This is a genomic window from Mesorhizobium temperatum (assembly GCF_002284575.1).
GTDB lineage: Bacteria > Pseudomonadota > Alphaproteobacteria > Rhizobiales > Rhizobiaceae > Mesorhizobium > Mesorhizobium temperatum.
Window position 1 is genome coordinate 128,097 of the sequence record NZ_NPKJ01000060.1, and the last position, 17,475, is coordinate 145,571.

Here is a 17,475-nt window from a genome sequence, read left to right on the forward strand (position 1 = left end):
CTACCTCGTCCGTCCACCAAAGCAGACATCGCTGGGCCGACGTACAAGCGAGTTGCGGATTTAGTTTGCCCAGTTCGACCGATTTGAGGGTCTATCGAGATTGGTACCGGAAAGCCGCGACAAAGGTGCCAAAGGCGGGCGAGGGATTACGCCGGCTCGGATAGTATAGATGATATCCCTGGAAGGTCGGGCACCAGTCGGCAAGGACTTCCTGGAGCTGATCACTCTCAACATATGGTTGAACAATATCCTTCGGTGCATAGGCCAAACCGATGCCGTCAAGCGCCGCGTCAAGCGCCGGCGCGATATTGTTCAAAGTCAGCTGGCCGTCCACACGGACGCTGAACTCGCGTCCGTTCTTCCTGAATTCCCAGGCATATAATGCGCCTGAGGTGGGAAGCCGCAGGTTGATGCAATCGTGGCGGGTCAAGTCCTGAGGGCTATTCGGCGCGGCCCGACGAGCGAAGTAATCGGGTGAGCCGACCACGGAATAGCGAACATCGGGACCAATGCGAACGGCCACCATGTCGCGCGCGATTGCCTCGCCAAGTCGAACACCGGCATCGAACTGACGCTCGACGATATTGGTGAAGCCGTTGTCGACAATGAGCTCCACGTTGATGTCCGGGTAATCTCGCAGGAAGGCTGGCAGCCTGGGGCGAAAGACGAGGTCGACGGCATCATCAGGGCACACGATGCGGACCTGACCCGAGGGCTTGCCGCGCAGGGCACTGATCGCGCTGATCCCGGCGGCAATGCTCTCGAAATGGGGCTCGATGCTTTCGACGAGGCGCTCCCCGGCCGCAGTGGGCGCCACATCGCGGGTCGTGCGGGAGAGGAGACGGACGCCAAGCCGCTCCTCCATTGCCCTGATCGTATGACTGAGGGCCGATCGGGTGACGCCCAACTTGGCGGCCGCTCGCGTAAAGCTCCGCGCCCGAGCGACCTCCAGAAACGCTCGCATCTCACTGAACTCGTCGCGGGGCATTGGTGAGCTCCATTCACTACGACATGCAGATTATAGATGCTAGTCGGACAAGACCAGTCTGGCTACCCAGTCTGGCAAACGGACAGGAGCGTACGGCATGGCCATCGAACTGACCCTGGATGACATCCCTTCGGCCGAAAGGGCGGCGACTCCATGGGCTGCGGTCACCTGCCTCTCGCTTTTGACCTTTCTCCTGGTCGGCTTGGAGTTCATGCCGGTGAGCCTGTTGACTCCGATCGCGCAGGACCTGGCCATCTCGGAAGGCCAAGCCGGACAGGCGATCGCCGTGTCGGGGCTCTTTGCCGTGATCACCAGCCTGTTCGGCAACTCGCTCCTGGCCGAGCTCGACCGGAGAACGGTCGTCCTGCTCTACACGGCAGTGCTGGTCGCATCGAGTTTGGCTGTTGCCCTCGCTCCCAACTTCTTCGTTTTTCTGGCCGGACGGGCCCTGGTCGGGATCGCGATCGGCGGCTTCTGGTCGCTCTCCACGGCCATTTTGGCGCGCCTGGCCTCAGGTTCCGACCTGCCCAAAGCCATCGCCCTGCTGCAGGGCGGGACAGCATTCGCGATCGTCATCGCCGCGCCAATCGGCAGCTTCCTCGGCGAACTGATCGGGTGGCGGGGCACCTTTTTCGTCACAGTCCCCCTCGGCCTCGCGGTACTCATCTGGCAATTCGCCGTTCTGCCGAAGATGCCGCCGATGGAGGCCATTTCGGTAACCAGCATGTTCCGTCTGCTGCGCAATCGGACGTTCGCCATCGGCATGGCCGCGACCGGCCTCGCCTTCATCGGGATGAATTCGCTGTCGATCTACCTGCGTCCTTTCCTCGAAAATGTAACGGGCCTCGACGTGAACGTCCTGTCGGTGGTGCTCCTTGGCCTGGGGTTGGGCGGCTTGGCCGGGCTGTTCATCGCCGGCTTCGTTCTCCAGCGGAACCTCACCGCCGTGCTGGTCGGGCTGCCGAGCGCGCTTGCGCTCCTCTCCCTGCTTCTGATTGCAGCGGGTCCGGTCTTTTGGGCCACGGCCGCCCTTCTGGTTCTTTGGGGGCTGTTCAACACCCCAATCCCAGCGGCGTGGAATACCTGGATGGCGAGGGTCATTCCCGACGATCTTGAAGCCGGAGGTGGGTTGCAGGTCGCATTGATCCAGTTCGCCATCGCCGGCGGCGCTTCCGCGGGCGGCATGCTGTTCGACACTGCCGGCTGGTGGAGCGCTTTCCTGCTCGCCGCAGCCCTGCTGGCGGGCTCAGCCGTGCTCGCCGCTGCCGCCAGCCCTCGCGCATAGTCCCAACTGACGCCCCTAGGAGCTCATCATGTGCGAGGCGCAGCCATGACGACGGTATCGCCACATCTCACACGTCGAGCGGTGCTCGGCGGAGCCTTGGCAGCCTTGATCCTGCCCTATGCAGCCAATGGGCAGGAGGGTCGGGATCCTGCCAGTCAGGAGCCGACCAACGTGCGGGTCAGGATGACGTTCAAGGGCCTGAGCATGACGGCGACGCTCTATGACAATCCGACCGCGCGAGACTTCGCCTCGATGCTGCCATTGGACCTCGCGATCGAGGATTTCAGCAACAACGAGAAGATCGTCCATCTGCCGCGCAAACTCACCGAGGAAGGCAGCGGCCCCTTCGGGAACGAGCGACCGGGCGATCTTTGCTACTTCAAGCCTTGGGGCAACCTGGCCCTGTTTTACGCCGACTATCGCTGGGAGGGGTTGATCCGGCTCGGCCGCTTCGATGACGGCTTCGAAACACTGCTGGTGCGCGGCGAGTTCCCGGTTCGCATCGAGCGCATCTGAGAGTGGGAACCCGCGACGGCACTAAAGCTTCGGAAGATTTTCGACTTCACCCCCTCGCAAGAAAGGAATGCACATGATGATGACCAAGCTCCGGTTCGCGATGTTTGCTTTAGCCCTCGCTGGCTCCGCCCCCGCTCTCGCTCAGTAGAACAAGGGCCCCATCATCGGCGCGTGGCGCATGACGTCGCTGCAGATCACAAATTCGGAGGGCAAACCGGCCGACGTGCCTTATTCCGGCCAAGTCATCTTCTCGCACAGCGGCACGCTTTCGGTTCAGGCGATGGACCCGGACCCGGCTGCAAAGCCGACTACCTACACGGCGAACGGCTATTAAGCCTATTATGGTCCGGTCGCGATCGATGAGGAGAAAAGCACCTTCACCATCACTGTTGAATCGTCCCTGGTGCGCGATCTCATCGGACAGGAATTGCAGCGGGTGTTCGAGGTCACCGGAGATCAGCTGGTGATCACCCCGGTCGATCCCGAGGAAGGCTGGCGCGTCACCTACGAGCGCTTGTGATTGCATCGCCCCGCGAACGCGGGGCCGGGTGACGGCAGTTATGCTAGGAATTTAAGCACAATGTTGATCTGCGCCCGCCCGCTGAGGCGGTTTTTTGTTTCGGTCGGATCGCTCGACCGCAGCCCAATACAATTGGCAAAATCGGTCTCATCCCAGCGGGCGTTCGTTGAGGAGTAGGCATTCGGGCCCAAACCCAATCACTCGCAACGACCGAGTTCGACCCATTGCGGAAGTTCGCTGCGGCTCAGTCGATCTTACGCCCGTGACCTCGGTTACCTTACCTTCCTTGTCCGCGTTACGAATGGCAACAATGCGCCGATCTCGGCCGTTGCGGACAGATTTGCCACTGATTGAAAGCGGACATCGCGGCGACCACACTGGGCGTCGCTCGCGACCCAGCGCGATCAAAGCCACCACGATCGAGACGAGAGTCGCAACCGTACGCCCGATTTGGATTGTGCGTCAGTGCATTGGCAGGATGTTCTGGTTGAGGCGGAACAGATTGTCCGGATCGTACCTGTGCTTGATCTTGGCGAGCCGCGCGTAGACCTCGGCTCCGAAGGCGTCGCGCACGAGATTCGCTCCTTCGCCATGGCCGGGGAAGTTCAGATAGAGGCGGCCGGTCGAGTAGCGCTGCATGTCCTGCCAGAAGCTGCGAACCCAGCCGATGTTCGCATCGTCATCGTCAGCGCCTGGCCAGATGGCGTCGAGGCTGAGCATGGAGGGCATGGAGCGGTTGCCGAAGGCGGTCGCATCGGCTGCAACGCGATGGACGAAACCGCCGAACTTCCAGATCGAGGCGAAGGTCATCTCGGAGGGCCGCTTCGCCATCCGCGCGGTGATCTCCCCGATGACCTCGTCGTCGAGGCGCGAGAGGTAGGTGGATTTCCAGTAGCAGCGGTCGCGGCCTTTCGGGAACAGGCCGTCATAGAGCGACTGGATGGTGCGATACGGCATGCGACCGCTGAAATCGACGAGCGGTTCGCCAAAGCTGCGCAGCGGAGCCACGACGCGCTCGCCCTCGTCCGCCGGTCCGTCATAGACATGAGCAAGCGCCAGGACGCGGCGGCCCCAAGCGTGTTCGGGAACGGAGGGATCCTCCGGAATGGTGGAGAACTCGGCCAGCCCGCTCAGGCGGTCGGGGGCGGTTCACCAGCGGTGCGGCGGGCACGCCGCGCATGCGGCCCTATGTGGTTGCTGGGGACGGCAGCGCGTTTCGCGCCGCAAACGGCGTCTGGGTAAGCCCGGACCACGCGCTTTCCGACTGCCCGCGACCCGACATCGTCTGCATCCCCGATTTCTTCGTCAATCCGGGCGAAAGCGTCGCCGGGCAGTATGATGCCGAGGCCCGCTGGCTGCGGCAGGCGCATGCGGACGGCGCCATGCTGGCCAGCGCATGCTCGGGCGCGGTGCTGCTCGGCGAGGCGGGGTTGCTGGAAAATCGCGAGGCCACAATCCATTGGGCCTATGTCGCGACGCTCGCTAACAACTATCCCGGCGTGAAGGTGAAGCCGGGCCAGTCGCTGGTGCTGAGCGGCGAGGCCCAGCGCATCGTCATGGCCGCGGGCGGCTCGAGCTGGCAGGATCTCGCCCTCTATCTCATCGCGCGCTTCGTCGGCCTCAAGGAGGCGATGGAGGTCGCCAAGGTCTACATGCTGCAGTGGCACGACATGGGCCAGCAGCCCTTCGCCGCGCTGATGCGCTTTCGCCAGACCGACGACGCGGTGATCAACCGCTGCCAGAAATGGGCGGAGCTCAACTACCGGACGCCCTCGCCCGTCGCCGCCATGACCAAGCTGTCAGGCCTGTCCGAGCGCTCCTTCGTGCGCCGCTTCGCCAAGGCGACGGAAATGAAGGCAATCGACGACATCCACGCGCTCAGGCTCGAAGCGGCCAAGGAACTGCTCGAGACGGGCGACCTGCAGGTCGAGGCGGTGGCCAATGAAGCGGGCTATGAGGATGCGAGTTTTTTCGGGCGCCTGTTCCGGCGCAAGATCGGACTGACGCCGCAGCAATATCGCATTCGTTTCAGTGCTCTCCGGCGAGCGCTGAGCCGCGATTGAATCTCAACCGTCGCGGCGCGATGCCCATATTCCGCTCTGCGCCGCGATGTCGGCCATAGAGGCCAGCTTTGCCATTTCTCGTAAGCCGACATTGCCGGCATACATTTTGGAGTTCGCGGTTGCGCCAATTGCCGACCTTCCCGGCGCTTCTCCAAAGCCGCCCTTCGCGCGACGGCTTGAATCGACCCGCTTTCGGACGTAGACAGCGACTTGCATGAAGGTCTGATTGGCTAGACTTGGGCCAGCGGGCTTTGTGGGCGATGGAAAGCTGCAGACGTTCGCCTGCTTCGCCGCGGAGACGCTGCGTGTTCCGCCGGGGGCATATCGCCAGCAAGCAGCTAAGTCTCCGGATCCGCTGCCTTGCCTCCCACAGCGACGACGCCCAGAGCGCCAGCGTCTCGATCGAAACGCCCGTCATCCATGATCTCCGAATCAAGGCGACCCATCGATTCAGCAACCAGAAAAGAACGCAGCTGCAGCGCTAGGACGCGTCGGTGGAGAATTTGTGTATCGTAGTCGACTTCAGCGTTTCGCCCGGTTTCAGCACCGTCGTCGGAAATGACGGCTTGTTCGGCGAATCCGGGAAGTGCTGCGTCTCAAGGCAGAAGCCGTCGGTCTGGCGGTATTGCTGACCGGCCGCGCCGATGAGCGTCGAATCGAGGAAGTTACCGCTGTAGAACTGGACGCCAGGCTCGGTGGTCGAGATCTCCATGATCCGGCCCGAGCGCGGCTCGTAGACTCGCGCGGCGAGCGAAAGCCCACTACCCGACCGGTTCAGCACGAAGTTGTGATCGTATCCGCGGCCATAGGCCATCTGTGGGTCGTTCGAGCGGATGCGTGCGCCGATCGGCGCCCCTTGGCGGAAGTCGAATGGCGTGCCGGTCACGGAGGCGAGCTGCCCGGTCGGGATCAAGGTCGCATCGACCGGCGTGTAGCGATCGGCGCTGATCGTGAGGATGTGATCGTCGATCCCACCCGTGCCGTCGCCGGCGAGATTGAAATAGGAATGACTCGTGAGATTAACCACGGTTGGTTTATCGGTCGTCGCCTCGTAGTCGATGCGCAGCTCGTTGTCGTTGGTGAGGCTATAGACGACCTGGACCGTGAGCGTGCCGGGATAGCCTTCCTCGCCATCCTTGCTCGTGTAGTTGAGCCGCGCTGCGGCGCCGCTGACGCCGCTCAGCGGCTCGACCGCCCAGACGACCTTGTCGAAGCCTTTCGTGCCGCCATGCAGGCTGTTCGGCCCGTTATTGGCGGCGAGTTGGTATTGAGTGCCGTCGAGCGTGAACTTCGCGCCGCCGATGCGATTGCCGTAGCGCCCGATCAAGGCGCCGAAATAAGGGTTCATTGATTCGTAGTCGGCGAGTTCCTTGAAGCCGAGCACGACGTTGTCGAGCTTACCCCAGCGGTCGGGCACATTGATCGCCGTGATGATACCGCCATAGGCGATGAACTTGACGGACGCGCCCCTGTCGTTGGTGAGCGTGTACAGATTGACGGCTTTGCCGTCCTGCGTGTTTCCGAATGGGGTCTTGTCCACAGAGCCGGCGCCGGCGCTCGTTCCCGTCAGCAGCACGCCCATGCCGAGCACGGCCGCGCCGAGCACTGACCTATGCCAGGCACGCGACATGTTGGGATCGATCGGTGTCATGGTTTCCTCCCTCGATAGGCCTCTTCGCCGGCGGCTTCTGACGAGCCGCCTAGAAGACCAATTCTAAGCCCATCGGGCTATCAAGGTAAGCGCGTCCTGGTAGAGATTGTACAATAGCACCTTGAAAAGCGTGTGCCGGATACCGCCGGTCGCATCAGCTCATTGCCTGATCAAAATTGCCGTCGGTGCATGAATCGCGGGACGGGTATCCGCCTGATTCCCGACTTCGACTTGCTGATAGTTGGTGTCGCAAAGCCACCCAATTGAGACGTAGAACGCTCCATAAGCGGTAAAATCCGAGCCGATACCCAGGTCGGCTCGGTGCGCCACGAGCGGTCATTCCCAGCGATGGCGCAATAACGCTTGCCCACCGAAAAGCAGCCGTTCAAAAATTAGTTGTGGCGCTCAGAGCTGCCTTTCGATGGGGGATCACTTGACGCGAGTCAGTGGCTGTCGCTCATTGCGATAGCGATCCGTCACGATCGCCGGCCGCACCGGCGATCGCTGTCTCGAATTCCCGGAGTATTCTCGACACTCGCTCAGGCTGCTCCCAATGCAGATTGTGCCCACAACCGGCGAGTTCGATCATATTGCTGCGTGCCAGACAGCGCTTTAACATTCCCGCTTGCGATACGCTGAACAAAGGGTCGGCGCTTCCGTGGATAATCAGGCTGGGTTGTTTGATGATTGGGACCCTATTCGTCAAATCGCAGCTTCGGATTTCTTCGAGAACCCGCCTCCACAGCCTTGCAGGAATTTCAGCCGCGTCCCGCGCAAGAGCGGCCAGGAATGCGGCATCGACCGGTTCCTTGCATGCGTGCCAAACGCCAAAGAACTCGTCTTCGGGATCGATCGGATCTTGCAACGATGCCACGCCCAGGCAAATTGGACTCATCTCGTCGATCTCGGGCTTCAGACATCCCGAAAGGGTCACGAGCGCGCCGACAAGGTCTGGTCGGGAAGCCGCCAACTCCATTGCCACCATCGCGCCCAGCGAGTGCCCGGCGACGAGAGCATCGCGAACCCCGAGCGCCCCCATCAGGCGAACAATGTCGTCCGCAAAATCCCCGAGGCTGTAGGCATCTTCCGGCCGATGGGAGGCACCATGACCGCGCAGATCGGGCATGATCAGGCGCATGTCCTGCAAATGCGGTTCAACCAGGGAGAAGCTCCAACTGGAATCGGTGAAGCCATGGACAAGCACCGCCACCCGGTCGGATTTTCCCGTATCGACATAGGCGATGGTTTGCCCGCGGCCGATATCGATATGCCGCTTGCGCGACTCCCACTCCGGACAACTCATAGTCCGAGGGTGGCCTTGACCGCATCGAGGCCCGGCTCGCCATCAAAGGTCGTGACGTTGGTCAACCATGCATCGAGGCGCTGCGGATCGGCTTTGATCGCCGCGCGGGCTGCCTCGTCCGGCGTCATCCCGTCATTAATCAGGAATCCCATGCCCTTGTTCTCGAAGTCGATATCGAAACCCAGGTTCTTCAGCAACTGACCGGCATTCGGGCACTCTTCCAGATAGCCTTTTCTCACCTGAGTGCTGACAGTGGCAGCGCCGAAATTGGGACCATAGAATTTGTCGCCGCCCGTCAGATACCTGAAATCAAACGTCGTGTTCATCGGATGCGGCGCCCAGCCCTGGAAGACGATGAACTCCATGTCCTTGGTCTTGCGGGCTAGCTCCGAAAGCATGCCAACTTCGCTGGATTCGACGACCTCCCATCCTGAGAGCGCAAGATTTGGATCGGCGATCGCGTCCAGCATCAACTGGTTGGAGCCGGGTTCGATGCCGTACATCTTCTTGTCGAATTTGTCGGCAAATTCCTGCAGGTCTTTGAAATCGCGAACTCCTGCTTCCCAGACATAGGACGGCACCGCGAACGTGTATTTCGCGCCCTCAAGATTGACGCGAACCTGATCAACCGAGGTTCTATACGGCTGGTAATAAGTTTTCATGGCTGGATCCCAATAGCCGAGGAATACGTCGAGATCGCCGTTCTTGAGGCTCTCGTAGATGACATTGAGACCAAGCGTCGTGCTCTCTGCCTGATAACCCAGCGCATTGTAGAGCGTCACCCCGATGCCGGTCGTGAAAGCCAGATCATTCCAACCCGGCTCGGCCATTCTCACCTGCCGACAGGTCTCCGGATCAGCGGCCGCCGCGCCGGAGAGCGAAACAAAGAATGCGATGGCAGAGGTGCCGTAAATCAACAAATGGCGCATGGGTTCTCTCCCCTTATTGACCGAAAAGCATGTAAATTGACCAGCTGGTCAATCATTGATCTAAGCAGGCAAGTTTGTCAATATAGCCCGGAGAGGGGCCGCTCATGAAACTCACGCGCCTAAGCGACATAAGACGGAAGGAACTGCGGAAGGCGGCCTTTGCCGTGCTGCAGCGGGAAGGCATCGCCGGTGCGACCCTCGAAAAGGTGGCAACCGAGGCCGGAGCCTCCAAGGGCATTGTGCTTCACTATTTCCACAACAAGCAGGAATTGTTCGAGCATGCGATGCGCGAAGCCAATGCCGAATTGCGCGATGCGGTCGTCATCCGCTTGCGGCATGCCCGGACACCGCGCGAGAGGCTCGACGCTGTGATTGAGGGCAACTTCGAGCCCAGTTTCTTTCGGCCGTTGATCTGCCACGCTTGGCTGTCGCTTTGTGCCGAAGTGCCCCGCGATGATAAGCTTGCGCGCATCCAGACCGTTATCCACGCCCGTATGAGTTCAAATCTCGTCTCCGCCCTGAAGGATATGGTGGCGAAGGACGAGGCAGCCGACATAGCGCTCGGTATTACGGCGCTGATCGACGGACTTTGGCTGCGCCTCGGGTTGCAGAAGAGCGGTATTTCGAGCGAACAGGCCGTTCTGCAGGTCAGGAACTTTGTGGCCGGGCGACTTGCGCTCGCTGCTTCTGGCCGTCCGAAGGCGCAACGTCAGCTTACCAGCACCGGCGCTTCATGAGCGCGGCCTCAAATTGTGGATCGCCTTGTCTGTCGCCCTATCCAGACCTTCGAAAGATCGCTGGAAGGTCCGGGTCGGGTCATAGGCGTGAATTCGACTGAGGGCGAACTAACCTCCGCAAACGGTCGAAATGCCGGTTCCAGGCGAAGGTCCGCTTACGAGCGTCAAATCGGCCGTGGCAAGGCTGGTTTGGGTCAAGTCACGACGATGCTCCGGCTAAGCTGAACGTCCGATTTCCAAAACTGAAACCCAGAAGCTGCCAGTCCGCAAACGGCCCCAAGCGCGACGTCCGAGTAGTGGCTTGGCGATGTCCGTAGTTGTTGTTCGTTCCGGCGGATGAGCTGAGCGCCAATTTTCCACCCTTACCCGACATCCAGCATTCTTCGAGTGAGCGACCAATCTCGGGCCACGCTGGACTCAGTTGGTCACGACGATCCGCGTGTTGCGGAAGCCGGCTTGCCGCACCATCGAATAGAAGGCGGCGGCATTGGCCGGGTGCAGCCGCACGCAGCCATGCGACGCCGGGCGCCCGAGAGATTTTACCGCGCCGGTGCCATGGATGGCGTAGCCGCCGCGGTAGAATACCGAATGAGGCATCGGCGACATGTCGTATTTGCGCGAATACCACATCCGTGCCGTTCGTTGCGGCCGGTAGGTGCCGCGCGGCGTGATATAGCCTTTGCGCGCCGTGGATACGCGCCACCGGTAAACCGCCTGACCGTATCTTACAGTCATGGTCTGCGATGACACGTCGATCCTTGCAACCAGCTTGGCTGCCCAGCCCTCGACCGAAGAACCGAGCAGCATCGTTGCCAGTGCCGCTGCCATGAGAACGGTTTTTTTCATGCGATCAAACCCCTTTGACTGCCCTTGCCTGCTTGCCTTCACGCAATTCTTCATCTTTTAATCGCAAGTGAATGAGGTAACCACACACCTCTGACGAATTCACCAATCCAAAGCAGCGAATTTGAACGATTTCCCGCGATGGTTGCCGTGACGACATGTAACCACGTAACTAGGGCGCGACCCGCCAACAGGCTTGCCAAAACGCATCGTTGGCTGCTCAATTCGCCGAATGAACGAAATGAATGAACGGCTCCTGAAAGCGGTCGGTGATCGGGTCGACGACCTGGTCGCGTTGACCGCCGACCTGATTCGCTTTCCGACCATCAATCCACCCGGCGAAGCCTATCGGCCATGCGCCGAATACGTCGGAGCGCGGCTGAAGAAGCGCGGTTTCGAAGTCGAATTCATCCGCGCCGAAGGCACGCCCGGCGACACCGACCGCTACCCGCGCGTCAATGTCGTCGCACGCTTCGATGGCCGCTCGCCCGGCGCCTGCGTGCATTTCAACTCGCATATCGACGTGGTCGAAGCCGGCGACGGCTGGAGCCTCGACCCCTTCGCCGGCATCGTCAGGGACGGCAAGGTCTATGGCCGCGGCGCCTGCGACATGAAGGGCGGCTTGGCCTCGTCGATCATCGCCGCCGAGGCCTTCATGGAGGTTTTCCCCGACTTTCCGGGCGCCATCGAAATATCGGGCACGGTTGATGAGGAGTCCGGCGGCTTCGGCGGCGTCGCCCATCTGGCCGAGCTCGGCTATTTCTCCAAGCCGAAGGTCGACCACGTCATCATCCCCGAGCCGTTGAACAAGGACCGCATCTGCCTTGGCCATCGCGGCGTCTGGTGGGCGGAGATCGAGACCAAGGGGGAGATCGCGCACGGCTCGATGCCGTTCCTCGGCGACAACGCGGTGCGCCATATGGGTGCCGTGCTAAAGGCCTTCGAGGACGAGCTGTTTCCGGCGCTCGACCGCAAGGTGACGCGCATGCCGGTCGTGCCCGACGGGGCCAAGCGCTCGACCATGAACATCAACTCGATCCACGGCGGCCAGACCGAGGATTTCCGGCCCGGCCTGCCCTCGCCCAACGTCCCCGATTCCTGCCGGCTGACCATCGACCGCCGCTTCCTGCTCGAAGAGGACCTCGGCACGGTCAAAAGCGAGGTGACCGATATCCTCGACCGGCTGAGGCGCGAGCGCAAGAAATTCGACTACGAGATCCGCGATCTCATGGAGGTGCTGCCGCTGATGACCGAGCGCGATGCGCCGGTGGTCAAGGCGGTGGCGCAAGGCATCATGGAGATATTCGACCGCGAGCCCGACTATGTGATTTCGCCCGGCACCTACGACCAGAAGCACATTGCCCGCATCGGTCACATCTACGACTGCATCGCCTATGGCCCGGGCATTCTCGACCTCGCCCACAGGCCCGACGAATGGGTGGGGATATCAGACATGGTCGAATCGGCCAAGGTGATGGCGATCGGGCTCAACGTGCTGCTGAGGGGCGCGGGCGCACGGTAGTCGGTGATGGGCGAAAAAACATTCCTGCCGGCGCTGCCGGAAAACACGAAACGCAATTTACTCGTTGGTGAAATCACGCTTCTATCCACCGGGTTTTGAGCATGTTTTTGAGCATATCGGGAGTTGCACGATGAAATTGTGGAAAACCATTCTCACCGCCGCGGCACTGGTGCTGGCCACTGGCGCTTCGGCGCTTGCCGCGCGCGATCTGGTCATCGGCATTACGCTCGAACCTCCGCATCTCGATCCGACCGCAGGTGCTGCGGCCGCGATCGACGAAGTGCTTTACGCCAATGTGTTCGAGGGGCTGACCCGCATCGGTCCGAACGGCGAGGTGCTGCCGGATCTCGCCGAAAGCTGGATGATTTCCGACGACGGCAAGGTCTACACCTTCAAGCTGCATACCGGCGTCAAATTCCATGACGGCACCGACTTCAATGCCGACGACGTGAAATTCTCGCTCGACCGCGCCCGTGCCGACAACTCCGTCAACGCACAAAAGGGCCTGTTCGCCGCCATCGATACGGTCGAGGTGGTCGATCCGGCGACGGTCAAGATCACGCTGAAGAACCCGCAAAGTTCGTTCCTCTACAATATGGGCTGGGGCGACGCGGTCATCGTCGCGCCGGAGACAGCCGACACCAACAAGGAAAAGCCTGTCGGCACCGGCCCGTTCAGGTTCCAAAACTGGGCCAAGGGCTCTTCGATCACGCTAATCAAGTCCGACACTTACTGGGGCGCCCCGGTGTCCCTCGACAAGGCAGAGTTCCGCATTGTTCCCGATGCCGCTGCCGCTGTGCCGGCATTGCTTTCCGGCGACATCCAGGCCTTTCCCTTCTTCCCCGATCCCGACAGTGTCGCCCAGATCAAGGATGACCCACGCTTCAAGGTGGTGATCGGCGCGACCGAGGGCGAAACCATTCTCTCGATCAACAACAAGAAGCCGCCTTTCGACAAGCTGCAGGTCAGGCAGGCAATTTCGTTTGCGCTCGACCGCAAGGCGATCATCGACGGCGCCTCGGCCGGTTTGGGTGTGCCGATCGGCTCGCATATGTCGCCGGCCAACAAGGCCTATGTCGACCTCACCGGCCTCTATCCGCACAATGTCGAGAAGGCCAAGGAACTCTTGAAGGAAGCCGGCCTGGAGAACGGCTTCAAGGCGACGCTGAAACTGCCGCCGCCTCCCTATGCGCGGCTTGGCGGCGAGATCATAGCGTCGCAGCTTCGCGATGTCGGCATCGATCTGCAGATCGTGCCCGTGGAATGGGCGCAGTGGCTGGATCAGGTCTTCACCAAGAAGGACTACGACCTGACCATCGTCTCCCACACCGAGCCCAACGACATCGATATCTATTCGCGCAAGGATTATTACTTCAACTACGACAACCCGACCTTCGACAAGATCATCGCCGATCTGAGCCTCACCTCTGATGAGGCCAAGCGCATGACGCTGCTTGGCGAGGCGCAGAAGATACTGGCCGACGATGCCGTGGTCGGCTTCCTCTACGAACTGCCGAAAGCCGGCGTCTGGGACGCCAAGCTCGAGGGTTTTTGGGAAAACGCTCCGATCCAGGCCAACGACCTGACCAAGGTGAAGTGGACGGAGTGAGGCAGCGCAGCGGTCCTCCCCCATGACCGCCTATCTCCTCAAGCGTCTTGCCATCGCGCTCATCACGCTGGTTCTGGCCTCGATGGTGGTCTTTGCCGTGCTGGAGATCATTCCTGGTGACCCGGCGCGGCTGATGCTTGGCCTGAACGCCAGCGCCGACCAGGTCGAGTTGCTGCGCAACCAGATGGGCCTCAACGCACCCCTTGCGCTGCGCTATCTGCACTGGGCCGGCGGCTTGCTGAGCCTCGATTTCGGCCGTTCCTACACCTATTCGGTGCCGGTCATCGACCTGGTCCGCGAGCGCGTCGTCGTCTCGCTGCCGCTGGCCCTGATCGCGCTGGCGCTGTCCACCATCATTGCCGTTCCGGTCGGGCTGTTTTCAGCCGGCCGGCACGGGCGGGCCGGCGACACGATCGCGATGGGCGCCGCCCAGCTTGGCGTCGCTGTGCCGAACTTCTGGTTCGCGCTGATGCTGATCTACCTCTTCGCCGTCTGGCTGCGGCTGGTGCCATCAGGCGGCTTTCCGGGCTGGAGCGCCGGCGTCTGGCCGGCGCTGAAATCGCTGATCCTGCCGGCGATCGCGCTCGCTCTGCCGCAAGCGGCGATCCTCGCCCGCGTCACCCGCTCGGCGCTGATCGAAGTGCTGAACGAGGACTACATCCGCACCGCCCGCGCCAAGGGCCTGCCCTTTCGCGCGGTGCTGTGGCGGCACGCGCTGCGCAACGCGATGATCCCGGTGCTGACCATTCTCGGCCTGCAGTTCGCCTTCCTGCTCGCCGGCACCATCATCATCGAGAACGTCTTTTACCTGCCCGGTCTTGGCCGGCTGGTGTTCCAGGCGATCACCCAGCGCGACCTGATCGTCGTCGAAAGCGTCGTCATGCTGCTGGTTGCCGCCGTCATCGCGGTCAACCTGCTTGTCGATCTCTCCTATGCGGTCGTCGATCCGCGCCTGAGAAGCCGCCAATGACGCTGCGCTTCGACATTCCAGAGGAAAATTTTGCCGACATCCTCGTCAAGGCCTTCACCAACCGCTCGTTCCTCACCGGCTTCGTCATCACCATAGTGGTGGCAGCGGTCGCCATCGTCTCGTTCTTCTGGACGCCTTTTGACGTCACCAGGCTGATCATCGCCGACAAGACCCAGGCACCCTCGCCGGCGCACTGGTTCGGGACCGACCATTTCGGTCGCGACATTCTTTCCATGATCATGGTCGGCGCCCGCAATTCGATCGCCGTGGCGCTGGTCGCTGTCGGCATCGGCATGGGCGTAGGCGTGCCGCTCGGCGCCTTCGCCGCGGCGCGCGGCGGCATCGTCGACGAAGCGGTGATGCGGCTGAACGATCTCGTCTTCGCCTTCCCTGCCCTGCTGTCGGCGATCATGATCACCGCCATTTTCGGGCCGGGTGCGCTCAACGCCATCATCGCCATCGGCATTTTCAACATCCCGGTGTTCGCCCGCGTCGCCCGGGCCGGTGCGCTGGCGATCTGGCCGCGCGAATTCATCCTCGCCGCGCGCGCCGCCGGCAAAGGCAAAACGCTGATCACGCTGGAGCATGTGCTGCCCAACATCGTCACATTGCTCCTGGTGCAAGGCACCATTCAGTTCGCGCTCGGCATCCTGGCCGAAGCCGGGCTTTCCTACGTCGGGCTCGGCACACAGCCGCCAATGCCGAGCTGGGGGCGGATGCTGTTCGATGCGCAGACCCGCATGGTGGCGGCGCCGTGGATGGCGATCTTTCCAGGCATGGCGATCGTCGTCACCGTGCTTGGCCTGAACCTGCTCGGCGATGGGATTGCCGACATCCTCGACCCAAAATCGCGGCGGCAGCGATGAGCCTGCTGGAAATCCAGAGATTGTCGCTGAGCATCGGCGACACGCCGATCCTGAGGGATGTCGAGCTCTCCGTCGCGCCCGGCGAGGTGATGGGGCTGGTCGGCGAATCCGGCTCGGGCAAGTCAATAACGGCGCTGACGGTGATGCGGCTTCTGCCCTGGGCGGCGCGCGCCACCGGGCGCGTCGTCTTCGACGGCATCGACATCCTTGCGGCCAGCGAAGACCAGATGTGCGCGCTGCGCGGCGACGATATCGGCATGGTTTTCCAGGAGCCGATGACGGCACTCAACCCAGTCAAGACCATTGGCGAGCAGGTCGCCGAAGGCATCCGCTGGCACACCAGGGCAAGCCGCGCCGACGCCGAGGACCGCGCGCGAAAAATGCTCGACCGGGTCGGCCTGCCGGCGGCACAGTTCCCGCTGTCGCGCTATCCGCACGAGCTTTCCGGCGGTCAGCGCCAGCGCGTCGTCATCGCCATTGCCTGCGCGCTGAAACCCAAGCTGCTGATCGCCGACGAGCCGACGACGGCGCTCGACGTCGTGCTGCAGGCGCAGATCCTCGACCTGTTGCGCGACCTGGTCGCAGAGAACCGCATGGGCCTGCTCTTGATCTCGCACGACCTCGCGGTGGTGACCGAGATGGCGGACCGCATCACCATCCTGCGCCACGGCGAAGTGATGGAGGCCGGCGACACGGCGCGCACTTTGTCCGAGCAGCTCCATCCTTACACCCGGCAGCTGGCGCAGGCCTCGATGCATGTGCCGGCGCGTGCCAGGACGCACGAGGTCGGCCAAGACAGCCCCCAGCTCCAAGCTGCCAACCCTCTTCTTCAGGTGGCCAAACCTCTTCTTCAGGCAGAGAGCGTGACGCGGGACTATCCGGGACGGCGCAAATCGCTGCTGAAGCGCGCGGCCCCGATCCGCGCCGTCGACGATGTCTCGTTCTCGATTGATCCCGGGCAGTCGGTGGCGCTGGTCGGGCGTTCCGGTTGCGGCAAGTCCACGCTTGCCCGCATGGTCCTGGCGCTGGACGGGCCGACATCGGGAACAATCCGGTTTCGCGGCGAAGTCATCACCGGCAAGAGCGAGGCTGAGCTCAAGCCGGCGCGGCGCGACATGCAGGTAGTGTTCCAGGACCCTTACGGCTCCTTCGATCCGCGCCAGAAGGTCGAAAAACTGGTCGCCGAGCCACTGCATGTCCTGGAGAAGAAGCCGACGAATGCGGAACGGCGCGAGATGGTGGCAAAGGCCTTGCACGAGGTCGGCCTTAGTCCACGCGACATGGACAAATATCCGCACGAGTTTTCGGGTGGCCAGCGCCAGCGCCTGTCGATCGCCCGCGCCATCATCACCCGCCCCAAGCTGGTCGTCGCCGACGAGCCGGTCTCGGCGTTGGATGTCTCGATCCGCGCCCAAATTCTCGACCTGTTCGCCGAGCTGAACCAAAAGCTCGGCGTTGCCTATCTATTTATCACCCACGATCTGACCGTTGCCCGCGCCATCACCGATCAGGTGATGGTCATGCATGACGGCAAGATCGTCGAGCGCGGCAGGACAAGCGAGGTTCTCGACCATCCGCAGTCCGAAGCCGCCAAGGCGCTGGTCACCGCCGCTCCGGACCTGCACCGGGCAATAGCGCGCCGGTTACAGGAACAAGGGTGAGCGGCGGTTTCG

16 protein-coding genes are annotated in these 17,475 nt (G+C 62.0%); 10 read left to right on the top strand and 6 right to left on the bottom strand.

The genetic code is table 11. From position 1 onward, the window contains the following. Positions 1 to 91 precede the first annotated feature (91 nt). Positions 92 to 988 (bottom strand): LysR family transcriptional regulator, encoded by an 897-nt coding sequence (locus tag CIT26_RS22120; protein WP_095494536.1) that lies wholly within the window; start codon positions 986 to 988, stop codon positions 92 to 94. A gap of 97 nt (positions 989 to 1,085) precedes the next feature. Here CIT26_RS22120 and CIT26_RS22125 point away from each other — a divergent pair, with 97 nt between their 5' ends. From CIT26_RS22125 to CIT26_RS37870, 3 genes are all read left to right on the top strand, one after another. Continuing rightward, complete coding sequence (locus tag CIT26_RS22125) at positions 1,086 to 2,273, top strand: MFS transporter (protein ID WP_095494537.1); 1,188 nt, start codon at positions 1,086 to 1,088, stop codon at positions 2,271 to 2,273. 45 nt (positions 2,274 to 2,318) lie between these two features. Beyond that, positions 2,319 to 2,789, top strand: coding sequence for a cyclophilin-like fold protein (locus CIT26_RS22130; RefSeq protein ID WP_095494538.1), 471 nt, complete (start codon positions 2,319 to 2,321; stop codon positions 2,787 to 2,789). Positions 2,790 to 2,967: 178 nt separating this feature from the next. Next, positions 2,968 to 3,123, top strand: a complete 156-nt coding sequence (locus CIT26_RS37870) for a hypothetical protein (RefSeq protein ID WP_245319520.1) — start codon at positions 2,968 to 2,970, stop codon at positions 3,121 to 3,123. Positions 3,124 to 3,771: 648 nt separating this feature from the next. Here CIT26_RS37870 and CIT26_RS22140 read toward each other — a convergent pair. Further along, positions 3,772 to 4,317 carry a BBE domain-containing protein gene (locus CIT26_RS22140; protein WP_245319521.1) on the bottom strand — a complete coding sequence of 182 codons (546 nt, stop codon included), beginning with the start codon at positions 4,315 to 4,317 and terminating at the stop codon, positions 3,772 to 3,774. A 170-nt stretch (positions 4,318 to 4,487) separates the two neighbouring features. Between CIT26_RS22140 and CIT26_RS22145 the strand changes: the two genes are divergently transcribed. Further along, positions 4,488 to 5,372, top strand: coding sequence for a GlxA family transcriptional regulator (locus tag CIT26_RS22145; RefSeq protein ID WP_167391509.1), 885 nt, complete (start codon positions 4,488 to 4,490; stop codon positions 5,370 to 5,372). Positions 5,373 to 5,853: 481 nt separating this feature from the next. On the opposite strand, the gene CIT26_RS22160 is transcribed toward CIT26_RS22145, so the two are convergent. The 3 genes from CIT26_RS22160 to choX form a co-directional block, all read right to left on the bottom strand. After that, positions 5,854 to 7,023, bottom strand: a complete 1,170-nt coding sequence (locus tag CIT26_RS22160; RefSeq protein WP_342587032.1) for an aldose epimerase family protein — start codon at positions 7,021 to 7,023, stop codon at positions 5,854 to 5,856. Positions 7,024 to 7,480: 457 nt separating this feature from the next. Beyond that, positions 7,481 to 8,326: an alpha/beta fold hydrolase gene (locus tag CIT26_RS22165; RefSeq protein ID WP_095494541.1), complete on the bottom strand. Its 846-nt coding sequence runs from the start codon at positions 8,324 to 8,326 to the stop codon at positions 7,481 to 7,483. Then, a complete protein-coding gene (gene choX, locus CIT26_RS22170) occupies positions 8,323 to 9,255 on the bottom strand; it encodes a choline ABC transporter substrate-binding protein (protein WP_095494542.1) in 933 nt (310 codons plus the stop codon). Before choX ends, CIT26_RS22165 begins: the two co-directional genes overlap by 4 nt. 104 nt (positions 9,256 to 9,359) lie before the next feature. Between choX and betI the strand changes: the two genes are divergently transcribed. After that, positions 9,360 to 9,992: a choline-binding transcriptional repressor BetI gene (gene betI, locus CIT26_RS22175; protein ID WP_095494543.1), complete on the top strand. Its 633-nt coding sequence runs from the start codon at positions 9,360 to 9,362 to the stop codon at positions 9,990 to 9,992. A 417-nt stretch (positions 9,993 to 10,409) separates the two neighbouring features. On the opposite strand, the gene CIT26_RS22180 is transcribed toward betI, so the two are convergent. Next, positions 10,410 to 10,838: a L,D-transpeptidase gene (locus tag CIT26_RS22180; protein ID WP_095494544.1), complete on the bottom strand. Its 429-nt coding sequence runs from the start codon at positions 10,836 to 10,838 to the stop codon at positions 10,410 to 10,412. Positions 10,839 to 11,076: 238 nt separating this feature from the next. On the opposite strand from CIT26_RS22180, the gene CIT26_RS22185 reads away from it, so the two are divergent. From CIT26_RS22185 to CIT26_RS22205, 5 genes are all read left to right on the top strand, one after another. Then, entirely contained in the window at positions 11,077 to 12,357 is a 1,281-nt protein-coding gene (locus CIT26_RS22185) for an acetylornithine deacetylase/succinyl-diaminopimelate desuccinylase family protein (RefSeq protein ID WP_095494789.1), read from the top strand. A 130-nt stretch (positions 12,358 to 12,487) separates the two neighbouring features. Then, entirely contained in the window at positions 12,488 to 13,966 is a 1,479-nt protein-coding gene (locus tag CIT26_RS22190) for an ABC transporter substrate-binding protein (protein WP_095494545.1), read from the top strand. Positions 13,967 to 13,988: 22 nt separating this feature from the next. Beyond that, entirely contained in the window at positions 13,989 to 14,936 is a 948-nt protein-coding gene (locus tag CIT26_RS22195; protein WP_095494546.1) for an ABC transporter permease, read from the top strand. Further along, positions 14,933 to 15,802: an ABC transporter permease gene (locus CIT26_RS22200; protein ID WP_095494547.1), complete on the top strand. Its 870-nt coding sequence runs from the start codon at positions 14,933 to 14,935 to the stop codon at positions 15,800 to 15,802. The genes CIT26_RS22195 and CIT26_RS22200 overlap by 4 nt, the downstream gene beginning before the upstream one ends. After that, entirely contained in the window at positions 15,799 to 17,463 is a 1,665-nt protein-coding gene (locus CIT26_RS22205; protein WP_095494548.1) for an ABC transporter ATP-binding protein, read from the top strand. The genes CIT26_RS22200 and CIT26_RS22205 overlap by 4 nt, the downstream gene beginning before the upstream one ends. Positions 17,464 to 17,475: the final 12 nt, after the last annotated feature.